The organism is Micromonospora cathayae, assembly GCF_028993575.1.
GTDB classification, from domain to species: domain Bacteria; phylum Actinomycetota; class Actinomycetes; order Mycobacteriales; family Micromonosporaceae; genus Micromonospora; species Micromonospora cathayae.
The window spans coordinates 1,327,942-1,348,755 of sequence record NZ_CP118615.1 but is presented as its reverse complement, the minus strand read 5'-3'; the positions used below and the strand labels follow the sequence as shown (position 1 = coordinate 1,348,755).

The 20,814-nt window shown below is 72.1% G+C and carries 16 protein-coding genes and 1 pseudogene; 7 read left to right on the top strand and 10 right to left on the bottom strand.

Features of this window, described 5'->3' with window-relative positions:
* Positions 1-225 precede the first annotated feature (225 nt).
* The 4 genes and pseudogenes from rsmG to PVK37_RS06235 all read left to right on the top strand — a co-directional run.
* The gene (rsmG, locus tag PVK37_RS06250; protein ID WP_275034981.1) at positions 226-957 is read left to right on the top strand and encodes a 16S rRNA (guanine(527)-N(7))-methyltransferase RsmG; all 732 of its coding nucleotides are present in this window, start codon (positions 226-228) and stop codon (positions 955-957) included.
* A 341-nt stretch (positions 958-1,298) separates the two neighbouring features.
* Positions 1,299-2,618: a ParA family protein gene (locus tag PVK37_RS06245; RefSeq protein ID WP_275032802.1), complete on the top strand. Its 1,320-nt coding sequence runs from the start codon at positions 1,299-1,301 to the stop codon at positions 2,616-2,618.
* A 27-nt stretch (positions 2,619-2,645) separates the two neighbouring features.
* A complete protein-coding gene (locus PVK37_RS06240; RefSeq protein ID WP_275032801.1) occupies positions 2,646-3,770 on the top strand; it encodes a ParB/RepB/Spo0J family partition protein in 1,125 nt (374 codons plus the stop codon).
* A gap of 947 nt (positions 3,771-4,717) precedes the next feature.
* A pseudogene (locus PVK37_RS06235) lies at positions 4,718-5,311 on the top strand (hypothetical protein); the annotation flags it as partial.
* Between the two features lie 381 nt (positions 5,312-5,692).
* Here the strand turns inward: PVK37_RS06235 and PVK37_RS06230 are convergent.
* Complete coding sequence (locus tag PVK37_RS06230) at positions 5,693-6,697, bottom strand: D-alanine--D-alanine ligase family protein (RefSeq protein ID WP_275032799.1); 1,005 nt, start codon at positions 6,695-6,697, stop codon at positions 5,693-5,695.
* An 8-nt stretch (positions 6,698-6,705) separates the two neighbouring features.
* Positions 6,706-8,016 carry an aminotransferase-like domain-containing protein gene (locus PVK37_RS06225; protein ID WP_275032798.1) on the bottom strand — a complete coding sequence of 437 codons (1,311 nt, stop codon included), beginning with the start codon at positions 8,014-8,016 and terminating at the stop codon, positions 6,706-6,708.
* A 351-nt stretch (positions 8,017-8,367) separates the two neighbouring features.
* Between PVK37_RS06225 and PVK37_RS06220 the strand changes: the two genes are divergently transcribed.
* Entirely contained in the window at positions 8,368-9,036 is a 669-nt protein-coding gene (locus PVK37_RS06220) for a GNAT family N-acetyltransferase (protein ID WP_275032797.1), read from the top strand.
* A gap of 153 nt (positions 9,037-9,189) precedes the next feature.
* Here PVK37_RS06220 and PVK37_RS06215 read toward each other — a convergent pair whose 3' ends face one another.
* The 7 genes from PVK37_RS06215 to murJ form a co-directional block, all read right to left on the bottom strand.
* The gene (locus tag PVK37_RS06215) at positions 9,190-10,359 is read right to left on the bottom strand and encodes an N-acetylmuramoyl-L-alanine amidase (protein ID WP_275032796.1); all 1,170 of its coding nucleotides are present in this window, start codon (positions 10,357-10,359) and stop codon (positions 9,190-9,192) included.
* A gap of 208 nt (positions 10,360-10,567) precedes the next feature.
* Positions 10,568-10,891 (bottom strand): thioredoxin, encoded by a 324-nt coding sequence (gene trxA, locus PVK37_RS06210; protein WP_275032795.1) that lies wholly within the window; start codon positions 10,889-10,891, stop codon positions 10,568-10,570.
* A 32-nt stretch (positions 10,892-10,923) separates the two neighbouring features.
* Positions 10,924-11,874: a thioredoxin-disulfide reductase gene (gene trxB / locus PVK37_RS06205; RefSeq protein ID WP_275032794.1), complete on the bottom strand. Its 951-nt coding sequence runs from the start codon at positions 11,872-11,874 to the stop codon at positions 10,924-10,926.
* 180 nt (positions 11,875-12,054) lie between these two features.
* The gene (locus PVK37_RS06200) at positions 12,055-12,975 is read right to left on the bottom strand and encodes a hypothetical protein (protein WP_275032793.1); all 921 of its coding nucleotides are present in this window, start codon (positions 12,973-12,975) and stop codon (positions 12,055-12,057) included.
* A complete protein-coding gene (gene sigM, locus PVK37_RS06195; protein ID WP_275032792.1) occupies positions 12,972-13,778 on the bottom strand; it encodes an RNA polymerase sigma factor SigM in 807 nt (268 codons plus the stop codon). Before sigM ends, PVK37_RS06200 begins: the two co-directional genes overlap by 4 nt.
* Positions 13,779-13,824: 46 nt before the next feature.
* The gene (locus PVK37_RS06190) at positions 13,825-15,438 is read right to left on the bottom strand and encodes a protein kinase family protein (RefSeq protein WP_275032791.1); all 1,614 of its coding nucleotides are present in this window, start codon (positions 15,436-15,438) and stop codon (positions 13,825-13,827) included.
* A gap of 428 nt (positions 15,439-15,866) precedes the next feature.
* Positions 15,867-17,609: a murein biosynthesis integral membrane protein MurJ gene (gene murJ / locus PVK37_RS06185; protein WP_275032790.1), complete on the bottom strand. Its 1,743-nt coding sequence runs from the start codon at positions 17,607-17,609 to the stop codon at positions 15,867-15,869.
* Positions 17,610-17,735: 126 nt separating this feature from the next.
* Between murJ and PVK37_RS06180 the strand changes: the two genes are divergently transcribed.
* On the top strand, positions 17,736-19,196 hold the full coding sequence (locus tag PVK37_RS06180; protein ID WP_275032789.1) for a CCA tRNA nucleotidyltransferase: 1,461 nt from the start codon (positions 17,736-17,738) through the stop codon (positions 19,194-19,196).
* A gap of 136 nt (positions 19,197-19,332) precedes the next feature.
* Here PVK37_RS06180 and PVK37_RS06175 read toward each other — a convergent pair whose 3' ends face one another.
* On the bottom strand, positions 19,333-19,755 hold the full coding sequence (locus tag PVK37_RS06175; RefSeq protein ID WP_275032787.1) for a VOC family protein: 423 nt from the start codon (positions 19,753-19,755) through the stop codon (positions 19,333-19,335).
* Between the two features lie 332 nt (positions 19,756-20,087).
* On the opposite strand from PVK37_RS06175, the gene PVK37_RS06170 reads away from it, so the two are divergent.
* Complete coding sequence (locus PVK37_RS06170) at positions 20,088-20,792, top strand: Crp/Fnr family transcriptional regulator (protein WP_275032786.1); 705 nt, start codon at positions 20,088-20,090, stop codon at positions 20,790-20,792.
* Positions 20,793-20,814: the final 22 nt, after the last annotated feature.

Sequence of the window (20,814 nt, the reverse complement as noted above, 5' to 3'; positions counted from 1 at the left end):
GCCCCGCAGCCACCCGGTCCGGACGCCCGGGGCACAACCGGCGGCCAGGAGGGGCCCGACCTCCCTGCTCGAGAGGGGCGCGACCTCCCGGCCCGGGAAGGGGTCGGTCTGTCCGCCCGGGACGGATCCGACCTCGCCATCCAGGAGGGTGCCGGTCTCTCCGTCCGGGGCGAACCCGGCCGGGGCGAACCCGGCCGGGGCGAACCCGGCCGGGGCGAACCCGGTCTGCCGGCCCAGGAGGCGGCGCTGCCGCCGGAGTTGGCGGCAGCGGCCCGTACCCTCTTCGGGGACCGGCTGGACCTCGCCGCCGCGTACGCGGAACTCCTCGCCACCGACGGGGTGGTACGTGGCCTGATCGGCCCCCGGGAGGCCCCGCGGATCTGGGACCGGCACCTGCTCAACTGCGCGGCGGTCGCCGAGCGGATTCCCGAGGGCGCCTCCGTGATCGACGTGGGCTCCGGTGCCGGACTGCCCGGGATGGTGCTGGCAATCGCCCGTCCGGACCTGACCGTCACCCTGGTCGAGCCCCTCGCCCGCCGTACCTCGTTCCTGATCGAGGCGGTGGAGGGACTCGGGCTCACCAGGATGGTCCGGGTGTTCCGGGGTCGGGCCGAGGAGGCGGCGGCCGGTACCGGCGGGCTCGGTCCGCTCAGCGCCGACGTGGTGACCGCCCGGGCGGTGGCACCCCTGGACCGGTTGGCCGGCTGGTGCCTGCCGCTGACCGTCCGAGGTGGACGACTGCTGGCGTTGAAGGGCTCCTCGGCGGCGGACGAGATCACCGAGCATGCCGCCGAGGTGGCCCGGCTCGGCGGTGCCGCACCGGTGGTGCGGCTGTGTGGCGCGGGGGTGATCGATCCGCCCACCACAGTGGTCGAAGTCGTCCGGGAGCGGATCGTCGGACCGGTACGCAAGCAGCCGAGGGCGGCCCGACGGGGTGGGCGCTCCCGAGGACGATGAGCCCGGAGCGGGCCAGTGGGGGCGGGGCTTCCCCGGGAGATTCTCGACTCCCGGCAATGGGCCGGCGGGGCGGGAGATCCGAGGACGTCCAGCCCCGCCGGCTTCCGGTCGGGCGTTGAGTCGTTGAACCTGTGCAAGCCCGTCGACGGCTGAGATCTTCGGCATGGACCTTCTCCGCCCATCCCCCGTAGGCTGGCCGCGCGTCGATAGGGTGGGACGGACGGCGGCCCGCGTCACCGGGTCCCGGTCCTCCCCGCCGGGCCGTACGCTTCGTGGAGCGGTACGCGGGTACGGCAGCGACGGTGTGCGGACCGACCATCCGAAGCGGGCAGGGATGACAGGTGCATGACGACGGCAGGTACGACGATCCCGGGGTGACCGGACGGGCAGAGCCCGCCACGACGTCCCCCGTTTCACGTGAAACCGACCGGGACCGCTGGTCGGTGGAGGGCGGCCGACCCGCTGATCCCGGCCGTCCCCCGACCGGCCTGTCCACGTACGGGGGCGAGCTGTCCACCGTCGACCCGCGCACCCCGATGCACCCGGAGGGTGGCGGGCAACGACCGCCCCAGGTCTACCGCTCCGGCGACGTGCTCCACCACGAGTCGACACGTCCGGTGGCGGAGGTGCCCGGCCCGGGGATCGTGCCGCCCCAACCCGCCCCGGCGGCCGTCTCCGGGCTGCCCTTTGACACCACCGACCCGTTCACGTCGTCGGTCGACTCCCCGGAACGGGAGCCGGTCGGCGACGCGTACGTTTCACGTGAAACCCCGACGCGCGAAGAGGATGACCCACCGTTGGCTATGGAGGCTATGCGCGCCGTGCAGATCCTGAATCCCAGTGGCGAGGTCACCATGCCGCGCCCTGAACAGACCAGGGTGATGTGCGTCGCGAACCAGAAGGGCGGCGTGGGGAAGACCACGACCACGGTGAACCTGGCGGTGGCGCTCGCCCTGCACGGCAACCGGGTCCTCGTGGTCGACCTGGACCCGCAGGGCAATGCTTCGACCGGGCTCAACGTCCCGCACCACACCGGGGTGCCGGACGTCTACGACTGCCTGATCGACAGCGTTCCACTGGAGGAGGTCGCCCAGGGGGTGGAGGGCATCCCGAACCTGTGGTGCGTACCGGCCACCATCGACCTGGCCGGTGCCGAGATCGAACTGGTCTCGGTGGTGGCCCGGGAGTCCCGCCTCCAGCGGGCCATCGCCGCCTATCCCGGCCACTTCGACTACGTCTTCATCGACTGCCCGCCGTCGCTGGGTCTGCTGACGGTGAACGCCCTGGTGGCTGCCCAGGAGGTGCTCATCCCCATCCAGTGCGAGTACTACGCGCTGGAAGGGCTGAACCAGCTCATCAACAACATCAACCTGGTTCGCAAGCACCTCAACCCGACGCTCGAGGTCTCCACCATCCTGCTCACCATGTACGACCGGCGGACCCGACTCGCCGACGCGGTGGAGCAGGACGTCCGGAACCACTTCGGGAACAAGGTCCTCCAAGCGGTCATCCCGCGGAACGTGCGGGTCTCCGAGGCCCCGAGCTACGGCCAGTCCGTGATGACCTACGATCCCGGATCACGAGGGGCCACCAGTTACTTCGCCGCCGCCCAGGAAATCGCCGAGCGGGGGGTCAAGGAGCCGGTGGGCCGGAATGCGTAGTGCGGACAAGTCGCTGGGAGGCGTCGCATGAAGAACCGTCCGCGTGGCGGACTGGGTCGAGGGCTGGGGGCGCTGATCCCCACCGCCCCCGTGGAGACGCCGGAAACCACGACCCCTGCTCCGCCGGTGCCCGATCGGGCCGCCCCGGTCGCCGTCCCTACCGGGTTCGGCGCCACCGGCGGAACCTCGGCCAGCGGCGACCGGGCCGAGGAGAACGCGGCCGACGCCGGGACGACCCCGGCCGGCGTCGAGGGGGTCCAGGCCGGTGTCGGGACGGACCGGGCCGAGCCCGCCGCGCCGACCGGCCCTGAACTCTCGCCGGTACCGGGAGCCCGGTTCGCCGAGATACCGGTCGACTCGATCGTGCCGAACCCGAAGCAGCCCCGGCAGGTCTTCGACGAGGACGCGCTGGAGGAACTGAAGACCTCGATCGAGCAGGTCGGCTTCCTCCAGCCCATCGTGGTCCGCCAGCTCGACGACGAGAAGTACGAGCTGGTGATGGGTGAGCGGCGGTGGCGCGCCGCCCAGGCCGTCGGCCGGGAGAACATCCCGGCGATCGTCCGGGACACCCGCGACGACGCCATGCTCCGGGACGCGCTGCTGGAGAACATCCACCGGGCCAATCTGAACCCGCTCGAAGAAGCTGCCGCCTACCAGCAGCTCCTGGAGGAGTTCGGCGCGACCCACGAGGAACTCGCCCGGCGGATCGGCCGCAGCCGGCCACAGATCTCCAACACCATCCGGCTTCTCAATCTGCCGCCGCAGGTCCAGCGTCGGGTCGCGGCAGGGGTGCTCTCGGCCGGGCACGCCCGGGCCCTGCTGAGCCTGGAGGAGTCCGAAGCCCAGGAGCAGTTGGCGCTCCGGATCGTGGCCGAAGGGCTCTCGGTACGGGCGACGGAGGAGATCGTCTCGCTGGCGCTCAGCGACGGTGAGACGAAGACCCCGGCCGCCCGCCGGCGGCCCAAGGCGCACGCGCCCGCGTTGACCGACCTGGCGGACCGGCTCTCCGACCGGTTTGACACCCGGGTGAAGGTGGACATCGGCCGGAGCAAGGGCAAGATCACTATCGAGTTCGCCACGGTGGACGATCTGGAGAGGATCGTCGGAATCATCGGCGTCGGGCAGGAGGAACCGGGAGAGCCCGAGGAGTAGCCCCCCGATCTGAACGGACACGACCGCACCCGCAACCAACCCGGGTCGCGGTCGTTTCCGTATCGTCGCCCGTCGCCCGTCGCCCGTCGCCCGTCGCCCGTCGCCCGTCGCCCGTCGCCCGTCGCCCGTCGCCCGTCGCCCGTCGCCCGTCGCCCGTCGCCCGTCGCCCGTCGCCCGTCGGGCAAGGCGCGGTCGGGAGCACGGGGCCGGGCGCGACCGGCAGCATGGGAAGCGGGCACAGACTCATGGCACGTCGCCGCCTGCTGGCTGACCTCCGCCGACCCGCCGCGGTGGCGTCTCGACCAGGCCGCAGAGCAGCCGGGTCTCCGAGCCGGCCGGGGCCGGGCGTCGCTGTGCCGAGATCGCGTGGGACGGTCGCCTCGGCGATGCACCTCTCACCATCGTCCGCCCATAGGTGTGACCCCGGCTCGGATCAGCATCCGTGGTCCACGGCGGCCAACCAGGACGGCTTCCGGCACCGGGAGCGCGGCCCCGCCACGCGGGTCGATCCAGCGAGGCGGTTGATCGCTGTACGGCCGGACGTACCGCCCCGCTTCCGTCGCCCAGGAGGACTCTCCGGCGGGCCCCAGTTTCACGTGAAACGGCTCAGTCGGAACGCTCGTGCCGGAGGGCCGGGCGAAGTCGCGGCAGACAACCTGGGACGCCGAAACGGGCCCAAGTTATCCACAGGAGTTATCCACAGGGCATCCCGTTTCACGTGAAACAGCGCGTGGAACCGGGTGTGAGCCTGTGGATGAAGGTGTGTGACGGCCGCCTCATCGGGAGTTGCCGGCCGCCGACCGAACCGACCGGGCAGCCCGTTCCGCTTGCCTCCGGCCCGGTCGACGCACCGCCCCGGGGAGTCGGGTCGGCCTGACGACGAGTACCCGGGAGACCACGCATTCGGGTAGGGACAGCGGGTGCCGGACTCGGTTAGGGTCAGCGTCGTGCCCGACACCCCACCCCCCGTCCCGGACTTCACCCAGTGGCCTTCCTTCCCCTTCGAAGGGGAGCTTCGCGTCAAGCAACTCGACGACCCGGTCGCGGTCGAGCCTCCCCGGAAGGGCGAGGGGGACCGGGAGTGCACGGCCTGCGTCGCGCCGGACGAGGCGTACATCTGGGTGGGTGAACGCTGGCGGGTGCGGGCCATGGACCGCCCGACGGGCCTGCCGATGGTGTTGATTCTCGAGTCCCGCTCGCATCTCGACCTGGGCGACCTGCCGAACCTGCTCGCCGCCGAACTGGGCGTCATGACGGTACGGCTGGAACGGGCGATCCGGTCCCTGGACGGGGTGGCCCGGGTGCACGTCAGCCGTTGGGGAGACGGCTCCTCCCACCTGCACCTGTGGTTCCTGGCCCGTCCGTACGGCCGGCTACAGCTACGGGGAACGTTCCTCTCCCTGTGGGACTCGATCCTGCCGCCCATCTCCGACGAGCAGTGGCGGGAGAATCTGGCCCTCGTCGCCGCCTGGCTCGGTGAGTTCGGCGGGCGGCCACTGGCCGAGCCGTCCCGGATCCAGTGGCAGGCCCCGGCGAGCTTCAGCACGCACACCTCGTGGGAGGAGTCTTCTGCGGAGGGTGATGCCGGATCGGTGATCGAGGCGGCCGAGGAGACGGACGACCCGGTCGGGCGGATTCCCGCGCCCCGCACCGACCCGGACCCGGTCGAGACGACACCGGGCGTCGACGGGGAGAAGGCCGGCTGATCCCGCCGCACGGCCGGCTGATCCCGCCCACGGCCGGCTTGGTCCCCCCGTCCTCGGGTAGGCACGGTCAGGGAAGACACCGGGCTGACCCCGAGTAGGCGCGGCCAAGTAAGACACCGGGCTGACCCGGAGTGGGTACGGGCGAAGATTGACACCGGGCCGTCCCGACGCGGGTGCGACGGGACGGCCCGGTGGAGGAGGTGACGGAGCGGCGGGTCAGGCGGGCCGGACGGCGGCCCGGTGCACCAGCGACTCGAGCAGCCGCCCGAAGTCCAGCCCGGCGGCCTGTACGGCCAGCGGCAGCAGCGACGTCTCGGTCATGCCCGGCGAGACGTTGACCTCCAGCACATGCGGCTGACCGGCCTCGTCGACGATCAGGTCGACCCGGGACAGGTCCCGCAGCCCGAGCGCGTCGTGCGCGGCCAGGGCCACGTCGGCCACCCGGGCGGCCGCCTCGCCTGTCAACCGGGCCGGAGCGTGCCAGGTGGTCCGTCCGGCGGTGTAGCGGGCGGCGTAGTCGTAGACCCCGTTGCGCGGCACGATCTCCACCGCCGGCAGGGCGCGCGGCCCGTCGCCGAGGTCGACCACGGAGACCGCCACGTCCATGCCCGGCACGTACCGCTCGACCAGCGCGGTCGAGTCGTACGCGAAGCAGCCGACCATGGCGGCGGGCAGTGCGGCGGCGTCCCGGACCACGGCGGCACCCAGACCGGAACCGCCCTGCGCCGGCTTCACCATCACCGGCAACCCGAGCCGGTCGACGATCCGTTCCAGCACCGCCACCGCACCCAGCTCGGAGAACCGGTCGTGCGGCAGGGCCACCCAGTCCGGGGTGGGGATGCCGGCCTCGCGGAGCACCGTCTTGGCGGAGGGCTTGTCCCAGGCGAGCCGGGCCGAGCGGGCGTCGCAACCGACGTACGGCACGCCGCACAGGTCGAGCACACCGCGCAGCGAGCCGTCCTCGCCGGTGGCGCCGTGCAGGGCGATCACCACCGCGTCCGGCGGGTCGGCGGCCAGGGCGGGGAGCAGGGCGATGTCGGCGTCCCGCAGGTCGGCGTCCACGCCTGCGGCGCGGAGCGCGTCGAGTACCCGGCGGCCCGACTTCAGCGAGACGTCGCGTTCGTACGACAGCCCGCCGGCGAGGACGAGGACACGCAGTTCCCCGGTGTCGGGGGACGAACCGCTGGTGGAGCCGGAGTGGTCGGCGGAGGTGACAGCCATGCCGGAGATCATGCCAAGTCGGGTCCCGGCGCGTCCGCGCCGGCCTGCCCCCGCCGGCCCGGCCGGCTGACCTGACCGAAGACCCGCCGCATGGCGATCTCCTGCTCCATCACGCCCGCCAGTCGCCGGACGCCCTCCCGGATCCGCTCCGGGGACGGGAAGGAGAAGTTGAGCCGCATGTGGCCGCCACCGGTGCCGTCGGCGTAGAAGCCGGTGCCCGGCACGTACGCCACCCGGGCGGCGATGGCGCGCGGCACCATCGCCTTGGAGTCGAGCCCCTCGGGCAGGGTCGCCCAGACGAACAGCCCGCCCTTCGGCCGGGTCCAGGTGGTGCCCTCCGGCATCAGGTCGGCCAGCGCGTCCAGCAGGGCGTCCCGCCGTTCCCGGTAGACCTCCTGGTAGACCTTGAGCTGCTGCCGCCACGGCATGGTGCCGAGGTACGTCGACACGGCCGCCTGGGCGTACCCGCTGGGGCAGAGGATCTGCGCCTCGCTGGCGATGACCAGCTTGTCGCGGACGGCGTGCGGGGCGAGGATCCAGCCCACCCGCAGCCCGGGGGCGAAGGTCTTGGAGAAGGTGCTCAGGTAGAACACGCCCTCCCGGCGGCGGGCCCGCAGCGGCTTGGGGGCTTCCGACTCGAACCCCAGCCGCCCGTACGGGTCGTCCTCGATCACCAGGAGCCCGGCACGCTCGCAGATGTCGAGCACCCGCTCGCGCCGTTCCTCGCTCAGCGTCACGCCGGCCGGGTTCTGGTAAGTGGGGATGGTGTAGAGGAACTTGACCCGCCGGCCGGCGCGGGCGCAGTCCGCCACGGCGGCCTCCAGCGCCTCCGGGATCAGCCCGTCCTCGTCCATCGGCACGTGCACGACCTGCGCCTGGGCCGCCTGGAAGACCCCGAGCGCGCCGACGTAGGTCGGCCCCTCGGCGAGCACCACGTCCCCGGGGTCGAGGAAGAGCCGGGCGACCAGGTCGAGCGCCTGCTGACCGCCGACGGTCACCACCACGTCCTCCGGGGAGGCCCCGCAGGAGGCGTCGATGCCGGAGAGGGCCATCACCTCGCAGATCCGCTCGCGCAGCTCGGGCAGGCCCTGACCGATGCCGTACTGGAGGGTGGTGGCCCCGTGCTCGGAGCCGAGCCGTCCGAGCATCTCGCCCACCGCGTCGAGCGGCAGCGCGGCGATGTAGGGTGCGCCGCCGGCCAGCGAGACCACCTCGGGACGACTGGCGACCGCGAAGAGTGCGCGGATCTCCGACGCGGTCATGCCGCGTACCCGCCGGGCGTACCGGTCGGTGTAGTCGTCGAGCGTCGTGCCGGTCATGACATCACCTCATCGGCTGTCGGTTGGCTCCCGCCCAGCTCCGGGGCACCCGGTCGGCTGCGCCGCTGGAGTCCGGTGCGTCGGTCGGTGACGCATTGGGCCGGTCGGTCGATCGTAGTCCCTGCCGGGCGTGTCGTGGCGGACACGTGAGAATCCGTCCACATCCCGGACCGGGGCAGACCGGCAGGTCCGCCGGTGTACCGCCGGTCGGCCGGGCCCTTCCGGTCGGGCGGTTGTTCGCGCGTCCCCTCCCACAGCGGCGGGTTGCGGCGTACGATCGCTCGTCGGGGGAGAACGCGGCGGCATGATCCGCGGTGTCGTCACCTCCGAGCCTATTGTGGGGATGCGTCAATGTCGCGACGTCTGGTCAGCCTGACCCTCGACACCCTGGAAGACCTGCCCCGTCCGTGCCGGCAGTGCGTCTTCTGGGAGCTGGATCCGGTCTCCGCCGACCGGGCCTGTGCCGCCGGGAACCCGGGTCTGGAGAAGGAGGCGTGGGTCTCGCAGACCCTGCTGGAGTGGGGTTCCTGCGGCAAGCTCGTCTACGTCGACGGGATGCCCGCCGGGTTCGTGATGTTCGCGCCGCCGGCCTACGTACCCCGCTCGATGGCCTTCCCGACCTCGCCGGTCTCGGCCGATGCCGCGCTGCTGATGACGGCGCACGTGGTTCCCTCCTTCGCCGGGGGCGGGCTGGGGCGGATGCTGGTGCAGGGGGTCGCCCGGGACCTGACGAAACGCGGGATCAAGGCGATCGAGGCGTTCGGCGACGCCAAGTTCGGTGACATCGACGACCTGACGACCGGTGGATGCGTCGCGCCGGCCGACTACTTCCTCTCGGTCGGCTTCAAGACGGTCCGCCCGCACCCGCGCTACCCCAGGCTGCGGCTGGAGCTGCGGACCGCGCTGTCCTGGAAGTCGGACGTCGAGTACGCGCTGGAGAAGCTGCTCGGGTCGATGAGCCCGGAGACCCTGTTGCGTCCGGTCCGGCCGGCCACCCGGTCCACCACCCCCGCCGGCTGACACCGCGCCACCCACCCGGTCCACCACCCCGGCCGACCGACAACCGCGCGGTCCGCTGCCGCCCGGCCGACTGACAACCGCGCCGTCCGCTGCCCCGGCCGGTTGCCCGACCGACCACGCGGGGCCGGTCAGTCACCCGTGCACCGGGGAGGCTCACTCCGTGGCCCGGCCGGCGGCCACCACGGCCCGTAGCTCGCTGACGTCGATCGAGCCGGTCGGCACGTCCTGCTCGATCGGGAAGAACATCCGTTGTACGGCGGCCACGATCGCCTCGACCACCCGGTCCCGGAACCGGGGGTCGACCAGCCGGCCACGGTCCTGCGGCGAGGTGAGGTAGCCGACCTCGACGCGTACCGCCGGCATCCGGGTGAGCCGCAGCAGGTCCCACGCCTTGGCGTGGGTACGGCAGTCCCGCAGCCCGGTCCGGGCCACGATCTCGCGCTGCACCAGCCCGGCGAGGCGTTCCCCGGTGGCCGAGGTGACGCCGTTGTCGGTGCCGTAGTGGTACGTCGCCACCCCCTCGGCGGCCGGGTTCCGGTGCTCGTCGGTGTGCAGGGAGATGAACACGTCGGCGCCGAGCGAGTTCGCCAGCCCGGCCCGGTCGGCGTCCGGCAGGCAGGAGGCCGGCGACGACGGCCCGCGGGTGAGCTGCACCCGTACCCCGGCTGCGGCCAGTCGCCCTTCCAGCCGGCTGGCCAGGTCGTGCACCAGGTCCGCCTCGGTCCAGCGCAGCGGCCCGTCGCGAACCACCACCCCCGGGTCGGCACCCCCGTGGCCCGGGTCGATCACCACGGTCCGGCCGACCAGGGCCGGGCCGGACTGCCGGATCGCGTCGGACTCGCGCAGCCACTGCGGGCGGCCACCGACCACCTTCCGGCCGAGCCGGCGCAACGCGTCCAGCGTGTGCGGGCCGCAGGAGCCGTCCGGGGTCAGCCCCACCTCCCGTTGGAACTGGGCGAGCGCCCGGGCGGTCCGCGCGCCGTAGATGGCGTCGGCACGGCCGGCGTCGTACCCCATCTCCAGGAGACGTTCCTGCAACGACCGGACGTCCTCGCCGGTGATCGGTTCCGGTACGGCGTGGTAGAGGGTGCGGGCACCGAGCCGCCAGCGGGCCGCGTCGAGGGCCCGCCAGGTCTCCGCGCCCACCCGGCCGTCCACGCTCAGCCCCCGGGACTGCTGGAAGGCCCGGACGGCCCGTTCGGTGGCGGCGTCGAACGCGTCCGCGAGCCGACCCTCGGCCGGGGCGAGCAGGTCGAGGTCGGTGAGGACCCGGCGGATCTCCCGCACGGCGGGTCCCCGGTCACCGGGGCGGATCGGACGCACGACGACCCCCTCTGCGGCTGCTGACACCGGGCCACCCACCACTGTCGTACGCAGGGGCGCTCCTCGGCGAGGACGCTTACGGAGCGTACCGTGGCCGGTGACGCCGCGTTCCCGGTTGCCGGAAGCGTCGGCCGCCCACGCGCGGAACCCCCGCACCCCAGGTTCGGGGTACGGGGGTTCCGCGGCTGACGTCGGTCGGGTCAGCGGGTCAGAGCGCGGCCTGGATCAGCTTCACCAGCTCGCCCTTGGGCTTGGCCCCGGCGATGGACTGCACCGGCTCGCCGTCCTTGAAGACGGTGAGGGTCGGCACGGACATCACCCGGTAGGCGCGGGCGGTCTCCGGGTTCTCGTCGATGTTGAGCTTGACGATCCGGACCTGGTCGCCCATCTCGTTGGCGATCTCCTCCAGCAGCGGTGCCACCTTGCGGCACGGCACGCACCACTCGGCCCAGAAGTCCACCAGTACCGGCTTGTCGGACTTCAGTACGTCGGTGGCGAAGTTGGCGTCGGTGACCGCCGTCGTTGTTCCCACTATGACCCTCCTCCGGGCTGTTTGCAGGTTTCCTAGCTCAGGGTGGCGATGAACCGCTCGGCGTCGAGCGCGGCGGCGCAGCCGGTGCCGGCGGCGGTGATCGCCTGCCGGTAGGTGTGGTCGACCAGGTCACCGGCGGCGAACACGCCCGGGATGTTGGTCCGGGTGCCCGGGGCGTCGACCTTGACGTAGCCCTCGTCGTCCAGGTCGACCTGGCCGCGGAACAGTTCGCTGCGCGGGTCGTGGCCGATCGCGATGAACACGCCGGTGACGTCGAGCACCTTGGCCTCGCCGGTGTGCACGTTGCGCAGCCGTACCCCGGTGACCTTGTTGTCGGCGCCGAGGATCTCCTCGACGACGCTGTTCCACTCGACCTTGATCTTGTCGTTGCTCAGCGCCCGCTCCGCCATGATCTTGCTGGCCCGGAACGAGTCGCGCCGGTGGACGATGGTGACCGAGTCGGCGAACCGGGTGAGGAAGCTCGCCTCCTCCATCGCGGAGTCGCCACCGCCGACCACCACGATGTGCTGGTTGCGGAAGAAGAAGCCGTCACAGGTGGCGCAGGACGACACGCCGTGGCCGAGGTACTCCTGCTCGCCGGGCACACCCAGCGGACGCCACGCCGAACCGGTGGTGAGGATGACCGCGCGGGCCTGGTACTCGGTCTCGCCGACCCAGACCCGGCTGACCGCGCCGGAACCCGGGGTGCCGGTGTCGTTCAGCTCGACCCGGGTCACGTCGTCGGTGAGGAACTCCGCGCCGAACCGCTCGGCCTGCTTGCGCATGTTGTCCATCAGTTCGGGACCGAGAATGCCGTCGGCGAAACCGGGGAAGTTCTCCACCTCGGTGGTGGTCATCAGCGCGCCACCGGACTGGACGCCCTCGATGACCAGGGGCTTCAGGTTGGCGCGCGCCGCGTAGACCGCCGCCGTGTAACCGGCCGGCCCGGAGCCGATGATGATCAGGTTGCGGACCTCGTCCACTGCCGTCTCCCGAGTGTGTGTGTTCGTCACCGGCGCGCGCACCGATGTCGATCCGTGTACCGACGCCTCACGTCGCCGGCAACTGACATGCAGAACGTCATCGTACGAAGCAGGGATTCCCGAGCCGGTCATCCGGTGGGTGACGTCACGTGGACGGCCAGACTTCCGGTGACGCGAACCTCACCCTACCCGCGTGCGGTAGCGGGTGTCTGCGCCGGATCCGGGTACCCCGCACTCCGGGCCGGTCACCACGATCCAGCGTTCCCCGGCGGCGTCCACCAGGCCGACGACCAGGGCCGGTTCGTTCTGGAAGGACGCGTACTCGAGCCGGTCCACGGTGATCGGGGTGGCCCCGTGGGCGGCACTGACCGCGCCTAGGCAGGTGTCGAGGGCCGCCGGGTCGGCCAGCCGGCTCAGGTCGACGGCGGGGGCGGGACGGCGGGGGCCGTCGTCGGCGCCGGTCGGTGCCTGCGGGGCGGCGCTCTCCCGTAGCACGCCGGGCGCCGAGACCGCGCTGGCCAGGCTCTCCGGGGTGTAGCGGGTACCGCTGTTGGTGGGATCGGTGACGAGCCGGTAGCCACCGGCGGCGCCGGCGTCCTCCTGGGCGGCGCTGCCGGCGGTGAGTCCGTCGTTCTGGGCGGTGACGAACTGCGTCACCCCGAATCCGGCCGCGGCCACCGCCGCCGCAGCGACCAGCACCGGACCGGCCCGCCGGGACCAGCGACGACGCCGGGCCCGGCCGGCGCCGCCCGGATGCCCGGTGGCGTCGGCGGCGGTGCCGACCACGGCGAGCGGGCGGCCCGGCTCACCGACCGGTTGGGCGGGCACGACCGGCGTGGCCGCCGGCCCGGCCCCGGCGAGCGCGGCGGAGAGCCGGTCGGCCACCGTCGCCGGCATCGCCTCGGCCGGCTCGGCCCACCCGGCCAGGTCGGCGCGGACCAGCGCGACCGCAGGGGCCAGTTCGGCGTACGCCCCGCCCCAGGCGTCGTCGTCCGCCACCAGCCGGGCGACCGTGGCCTCGTCCGGGGTACCCGCCAACGCGCCGCCGACGTAGTCGGCGAGCAGGTCGAGGTCGACCTCCCGGAACCGCCCCGCGGTCACGAGTCCTCCCTCTGGTCGGCGCGCTGCCGGGATCGCCCCGGCCCTGATCCGACGCCTTCGGGAGGTCGTGGGTTCCCGTCGGTGACGCCCGGCACGTTCCGGTCGGCCCCGGGACGCCTGCCGACGTGGTCGGTGGCCCGCCCGGCGGTCTCGCCCGCCGGCACCGAGCCGGTCCGCAGGTGCCCGAGAAGTACGGCCAGCCGGGCGCGGCCCCGGGCGCAGCGACTCTTCACCGTGCCCTCGGCCACGTCGAGGATCCGGGCCACCTCGGCAACCGGATAGCCCTGTACGTCGACCAGCACCAGCGCGGCCCGCTGCTCGGTCGGCAACTGCGCGAGGGCCTGCCGGACCACCAGCGCGGTGTCGTGGTCCGGGGCCGGGGCGGCCGGCTCGACGCCACCGGTGGCACCCGTGTCGTCCGACCGGTTGCCGTCCGGCAGCGGGACGGTGGGATGGGCCTGACGACGACGGATCCGGTCCAGGCAGGCGTTGACCACGATCCGGTGCAGCCAGGTGGTGACCGCCGAGTCGCCCCGGAAGCGGGCCGCCGCGCGGTGTGCGGAGAGCAGCGCGTCCTGGAGGGCGTCGGCGGCTTCCTCCCGGTCCCCGATGGTGCGTACCGCCACCGCCCAGAGGCGGTCCCGGTGCCGGTGGAACAGCTCGGCGAAGGCGTCCCGGTCACCGGCGACGTGTGCCCGGAGCAGGTCGGCGTCGGACGTGCCGGCCAGTGGACCGGAGTCGGCGGGCAGCACCGTCGGCGGGCCGACCGGCCCGCCGCCCGTCTCCGCGCCACGCCCGGTCATCGCCACACCCGGTGTGCGGGATGGCCGGAGGGTCGCCGCCGCCGGTTCACTGCACCTGGACCGTGATCTCCTCGACGATCAGCTTGAACCGGCCCGGCTCGATCTCCGGCAACTCGGTAACCCAGAACAGCAGGTACCGGTACTGCTGGGTGGCCTCGAAGCCGTCGAAGACCATCTTCGCACCGTGCTGCTGCAACGCCGGCCCGACCGGCTTGGTCTTGTACGCGGCCACCAGCGCCTTGTCGCCGGACGAGGTGGACTCGGCGGTGGTCGTTCCGGTGAAGAGCTGGGCGGTCGCGCCCCGGCTGGACAGCGACGCCTCGACCGACTTCACCGTCTGCGGCTGCTTGAGGTCGATCAGGATGCCCATGCCCTGCTTCAGGTTGCTGAAGTTGGCGTTGTAGTAGCTGTCGGTCTGCCAGGCTTCGTCCTGGTTGCCGTCCACGACCTTCTCGATGCCGCCGAACTCGTCCCGGGACTTGCTGTCCGGATCGATCACCCGGACCTGGTCGGCACCGAGCTTCAGGGTGCGGACGGCGGCCGGGGCCGGGGTGGGCGCGTCGTCGGTGGCGGCCGGAGGGGTGGGATCGCTGGCCTGCCCGGTGGGACTGTCGTCCCCGCCGCTCCACAGCGTGCCGATCCCCACCAGGAGCCCGACGAGGGCGACGGCGAGCAGCCCGGCGATGCCGAAGATCACCTTGCGTCCACCGGTCGGCGACAGCGGGGTCCGCTCGTCGTCGCCGTCGGCGGTGAACCGCAGCGGCCCGGCCTGGTCGAGGTACTGCTCGTCGGCGGGCACCTCGAGGCGGCCCAGCTCGGCGGCGAGCACGTCCGACGAGGGCGGCGCGATCTGCCGGTCGAGCAGGTCCATGGTCAGGTCGTCGAGGTACGCGGGAACGCCGGCGCGGACCTGCCGGGGTGCGGCGAGCCCGCCGTTGGCGTCGCGCGTGGCGTCCGGGATGGCGGCCCGGCCGTGGCCGGCGGTGGCACCGTGCAGCGGGGCCTCGCCGTGCGGCCAGTGACCGGTGAGGGCGAAGTAGAGGACGCCGCCGACCGCCCGCAGGTCGTTCTCCTGGCTGTCCGCGCCGTCGGTGCGCGCGTCGGCGAGCACCACCCGGCCGTCGTCGCTGATCATCACGGTGCCGGGGTGCACGTTGCCGTGCACCATGCCGGTGGCGTGCACGGCGGCGAGGGCGCTGGCGACGGCGTGCCCGACGGTGGTGGCGCGGGCCGGGTCCAGCGGGCCGTCGGCGGTCAGCTCCCGCAGGGACCGCCCGTCCACCCACTCGCGTACCACGTACGCCCGTTCGGCCTCGTCGATGGCGTCGTAGACGCCGACCAGGTTGGGGTGGATGACCCGGCTGGCGGCGACCGCGGCCTGGAGCATCTCGGTGGCCGACGCGCCGCCCGGATGACGCAGCACCACCGCGACGGGGCGGCGCAGGATGACGTCGATCCCGCGCCAGACCTGGCGACCGGCGCTGTCGTTGTTGATGTGCTCGACCAGTTCGTACCGTTCGGCAAGGATCTCACCGACCGTGGGAGCACCGAAGGTCATGACCGGCGGAGCGCTCTCCTCCGCCTCCTGACCCTCGCCGACCTGGGTCACCCGTCCTCCCTCGGTGATCGTGCCGATCGATGGACCCGAACTGCTGGGCATGTGGCTTCCCGCTCTGCCTCGTGAAGGAACCGGCCGTGTCGTCGACGCGCGGAGCGCCGCCGGCGGCCGTACCCGTCGAGAGCGACCTTACCTGGGTTGCGTGGCTCCCCGACATGTCATCTTGCCGCCGTACCCGTACACGGTGCCGGTAACGAGTGGCCTGTCCGGTTACGACCGTTGTCAGCCACGTTGCTGGCACATGTACGTGCCAAATCTAGAGGCAGGTCGCAAGCCGTCACCGGAGGGGCTCGCCCGAACCGACGCCCGGGTCGACGGCTGGCGAGTTCCCACCGATCGTCGACCCGAACTCATCCGTACGGTTGGTTATCCACAGGCCGAAACGGCAGCTGAGCGGCGGCGCGCTGAGTTATCCACAGGTACATCCCCAGGCTGGTGATCCACGGTCACCCTCTGTCCACAGGCCCTGGTCAGCGGCCGAGCCGGCTCCGGACCATCCCGATCACCTCGGTGATCTCCCGGATCCGCAGCAGCGCGGCCAACCCGAGGTAGCTTCCGGCGATCACCGCGCCACCGATCACGAGTTGGACGATCGCCTCCAGTCGGCTCGGCGTGTCGCCGCCGGGCAGCAGGTTCACCACCAGCAGGCCGACCAGGGCGGATCCGAGCGCCGCCACCAGCACCTTGCCCAGCGTGCGGGTGATCGCGCCGAGGCCGATCCGGCCCACCCGGGGCCGCAGCAGCCAGGCCGAGACGATCGCGGCGGCCAGGTACGACACCGCGTTGCCGATCATCATGCCGGCGGCGGCGAAGCTCGCCGAGAACGCCGCGAACAACGCGACCTGCACGCCGATCCGCAGCGCCACCACCGGAATGTTGACCAGCGCCGGGGTGCGGGTGTCCGGCAGCGCGTAGAAGGCGAAGGTGAACAACTGGCTCACCGCGAACGGCACCAGCGCGAGCGCGGCCACCAGCAGCACCAGCGAGGTGGCGGTGGCGTTCTCCGCGCTGAACGCCCCGTACCGGAACAGGGTGTTCGCCAGCGGGGTGGCCAGCACCGCGTAGCAGACCGCGATCGGGGCGAGCACCGCGCTGACCGTCCGGGTGCCCTTGGACAGGTCGGCGGCGAGGTCGGCGTACCGGCCGTCGGCGGCGGCGGCGCTCATCCGGGGCATCAACGCCGTGATGATCGACACGGCGATGATGCCGTGCGCCATCATCAGCAGCAGGAACACGTTGTTGTAGATCAGCGGACCGGCGGCGTTGTCCTCGCCGGCCCGGTTGAGCAGGTTGAACAGCACGATCAGGCCGATCTGGCTGACCGCCACGTAGCAGAACATCCAGATCCCGAGCCGGCCCAGCTCGGCCAGCCCCAGCTTCCGGAAGTCGAACCGCAGCTTCCACCGGAAGCCGACCTTCCGCAGTGCCGGGAGCAGCCCCAACGCCTGGACCGTCACGCCCAGCAGGGTGCCGCCGCCGATCAGCAGGATCCGCCCGGTGGTCATCTCGTCCGGGTCGACGATCTCCGCGCCGAAGATCCCGATGTAGGCCAGGGCGGTGCCGATCACCACGACGTTGTTCAGGATCGGTGCCCACATCGGGGCGGCGAAGTGCCCCCGGGTGTTCAGCACCGCGCTGATCAACGCACTCAGCCCGGAGAAGAAGATCATCGGCAGCATCAGCCGGGCCAACGCGGTGACCAGGTCCTTGTAGCTGTCGCTGGACTGGTCGCTGGAGTAGAGCCAGGTCAGCACCGATGCCATCGCCACCGCGAGGACCGCCGCCACGCCGAGCGTGAGCACCGCCAGGGTGAGCAGCCGCTGGGCGTACGCCTGGCCGCCGTCGGCGTCGGCCTTGCGCCGCCGGACCAGCACCGGGATCAGCACGCTGGTGAGGATGCCGCCGAGCAGGAACTCGTACACCATCCCGGGCAGGATCTGCGCGGTGGTGTACGCGTCACCGACCAGCGCACCACCCAGCGCGGCGGTCAGGGCGAGCGTGCGCAGGAAACCGGTACCCCGGCTGACCAGGCTGCCGATCGCCATCACCGCGCTGTTCGTCGCGGCGCTGGCCTCGGCCACCTGCTCCTGCGGCGGGGCGGTCGACTCCATCGCCGGCTGGTTCAACGGCTCGGCCGAGATGTACGTCGCGCCGTCCGGCCGGCGGTCGTCCCCCCACCCGGCGTTCGCGCTGCGGTAGAGCCCGCCGCTCATCGAGCCTCCCAAGGGGTACGAGATGGCCGGGCACCGGCCCGCACACGACCAAGACCTTAATCAACGTCCCACACCACCTCGCCCGGCGGACCGGATCGCACCCCGGACCGCTAGGCTGGCGCTCCGATGTCCGAAGCCTCCGTACCCCACGCCGTCGACCGCCGCCAGCTCACCGCAGCCCAGCGCAACGCCGTCGCCGAACTGCTCCGTGTCTCCCCGGTCGCCGACGAGCTGGGCCGCCGGTTCGCCCGCGCCGGGCACGAACTGCACCTGGTGGGTGGCTCGGTACGGGACGCCCTGCTCGGCCGGCTCGGCGAGGACCTCGACTTCTGCACCGACGCCCACCCGGACCAGACGCTGAAGGTGCTCAAGGGCTGGGCCGAGTCGATCTGGGAGACCGGCCGGGAGTTCGGCACCATCGGCGCGCAGCGCGGCGGCCTGCGGCTGGAGATCACCACCTTCCGCGCCGAGTCGTACGACCAGGTCAGCCGCAACCCGGTGGTGGCGTACGGGACGAACCTGGCCGACGACCTGAAGCGGCGCGACTTCACCGTCAACGCGATGGCGGTCAGCCTGCCCGACCACCGGTTCACCGACCCGTACGGCGGCCTGGACGACCTGGCCGCGAAGGTGATCCGTACCCCGGGGACGCCCCGGGAGTCCTTTGGTGACGACCCGCTGCGGATGCTGCGCGCGGCCCGGTTCGCCGCGCAGCTCCGCTTCGCCGTCCACCCGGACGTGCGGGCGGCCATGGTCCGGATGGCCGCTGACCTGGACCGGATCACCGCCGAGCGGATCCGGGACGAGTTCACCAAGCTGCTCTGCGGCGCGGACCCGGTGACCGGGCTGCGGCTGCTGGTCGACACCGGGCTGGCCGAGCGGTTCCTGCCCGAGCTGACCGGGCTCAAGCTGGAGATTGACGAGCACGCCCAGCACAAGGACGTCTACGAGCACACGCTGACCGTGGTCAGCAACGCGGTCGCCCTGGAGGACGACGGCTGTGACTTCGTCCTGCGGATGGCCGCGCTGATGCACGACGTGGGCAAGCCGGCGACCAAGGCGGTCGGCGCGGACGGCCGGGTCAGCTTCCACCACCACGAGGTGGTCGGCGCGCGGCTGACCAAGGCCCGGATGAAGGCCATGCGGTACCCGAAGGACGTCACCGCCCAGGTGACCAAGCTGGTCAACCTGCACCTGCGGTTCTACGGGTACGGCCGGGGCGAGTGGACCGACTCGGCGGTGCGCCGGTACGTCACCGACGCCGGTGACCTGCTGTCCCGGCTGCACAAGCTGACCCGCTCGGACTGCACCACCCGCAACCGGCGCAAGGCCGCCAACCTCGCGGCCGACTACGACGCGCTGGAGGAGCGGATCGCCCGGATCGCCGCCGAGGAGGACCTGGCCCGGGTACGCCCCGACCTGGACGGCAACGCGATCATGGAGCTGCTCGGCGTACCGCCGGGGCCGATCGTCGGGCGGGCCTGGAAGCACCTCAAGGACGTCCGCCTGGAGCGTGGCCCGCTGGACCGGGACGCCGCCGAGGCGGAACTGCTGCGCTGGGCGCGTGCCGAGGGCCTGGTCGACTGACCGCACCGGCCGTGGCGTCCCGAGCCGGGCGGTCGACGGGGACGGCCCGGGGACCGTCCGGCCCGCTACCCGCCGCGATCAGCCCGTCCGACGTGGTCGGCCCGCCACCCGCCGGCTCAGTCGGTCGGCGACGCGGTCAGCCGGTCGGCGGCACGGACAGCATCCAGAGGTGCCCGTCCGGGTCGGCGAAGACGGCGCTGTACCCCCAGGGCTGCTGCGCCGGGCCGGTCACGACGTCGGCACCCGCGCTCCGGGCCCGCTCGACCAGCAGGTCGACCTCCTCCGGTGTGGAAAGGGTCAGGCCGAGCAGGCATTCGCTCTGCCCGCGCGGGGCGACCTCGTGCGGCCCGACGACCCAACCGAACCCGCCGGTGGGCACCAGCATCAGCCGCAGGCCCTCGTTCACCACGAACTGCAACGGCTCGGGTATGCCGTCGGTGGCCGGTTCGCCGACCGTGGTGAGGCCGAGGGCGTCCCGATAAAAACGGAACGAGGTCGTCCGGTCGGCGATCGGCAGGCCGACGACGACCGGCGAGCTGGGCGGAACGGCAGAAGTCATACCGGAAGAAGTACCAGACCCTGTGACAGCCAACGGTGCCGAATCGCGGTTCCCGCCCGTGAGAACGATCTTCGGGTGACGGCATCGGGTGACGTGCCGTCGAACTTTTCGCCGAGAAATAAGCGCTCCGACTATTGTTGTGCATTCCCATCTGTCCTACCGTATGTTTCCATCCCTGCCCGGTCCCGTGCGTGGGACTGTCGCGCCGTGCCGCTGAGGGATGATGTGGACTCTTCCGGTGGAGCAAAATTGACTGCGTTCGCGCTGCTCGGCAAGGAGGCGGTGGATTTCATGGTCCGCATCCGTCGGTGCGACCGGGTGGTTCGGAAAGGATGACCCGCGAGGCGTCCGAATGGCCCGCCCAGACCCTGCTCGGTCGACTCAGCGGTCCCGCCCGGCAGGTCGTGTGCCGGGCGGGCGCCCGGATCGACGTTCCGGGTGGACGGGTGGTCTTCCGTCAGGGCGAGGATTCCCGTCACGTTCTGGTGCTCCTCAGCGGTTCCGTCAAGGTCGCCCTGTCGACGGCGGAAGGCTACGAGGCGTTGCTTGCCGTACGGGTCGGGGGCGAGGTGGTCGGCGAGCTGGCCGCAGTGGACGGCGAACCCCGCTCGGCCACCGTGGTCACCTGTGCTGCTGTGTCGGCCCGGCGGATCGGGCCGGAAGAGCTCCGTCACCTCGGCAGGCTCCACCCGGAGATCGACGTCGAGATCCGGCGGACCATCAGTCGTCGACTGCGGTGGGCGAATCAGCAACGCGTCGACCTGCGGGCCTATGACGCGCCCACCCGGGTCGGTCGCATCATTGCGCGTCTGGTGGAGATGTACGGGGCTGCCACGAGCGAAGGCGTCGATCTTGGTATTCCGCTTCGCCAGGCCGAGTTGGCGTCGATGGCGGGGGTCTCCCTCCCTGCTGCGGAGAAGGCGCTTTCCATTCTTGATCAACAAGGGTTGATCGCCCGCGGTTATCGGCGGCTCGTGGTCCGGGACCTGGCGGGTCTGCGCCAGGTCAGTCAACTGACAGATCAGACCCCGTACTAGTACGGGATTCTCGTCCGTCGTC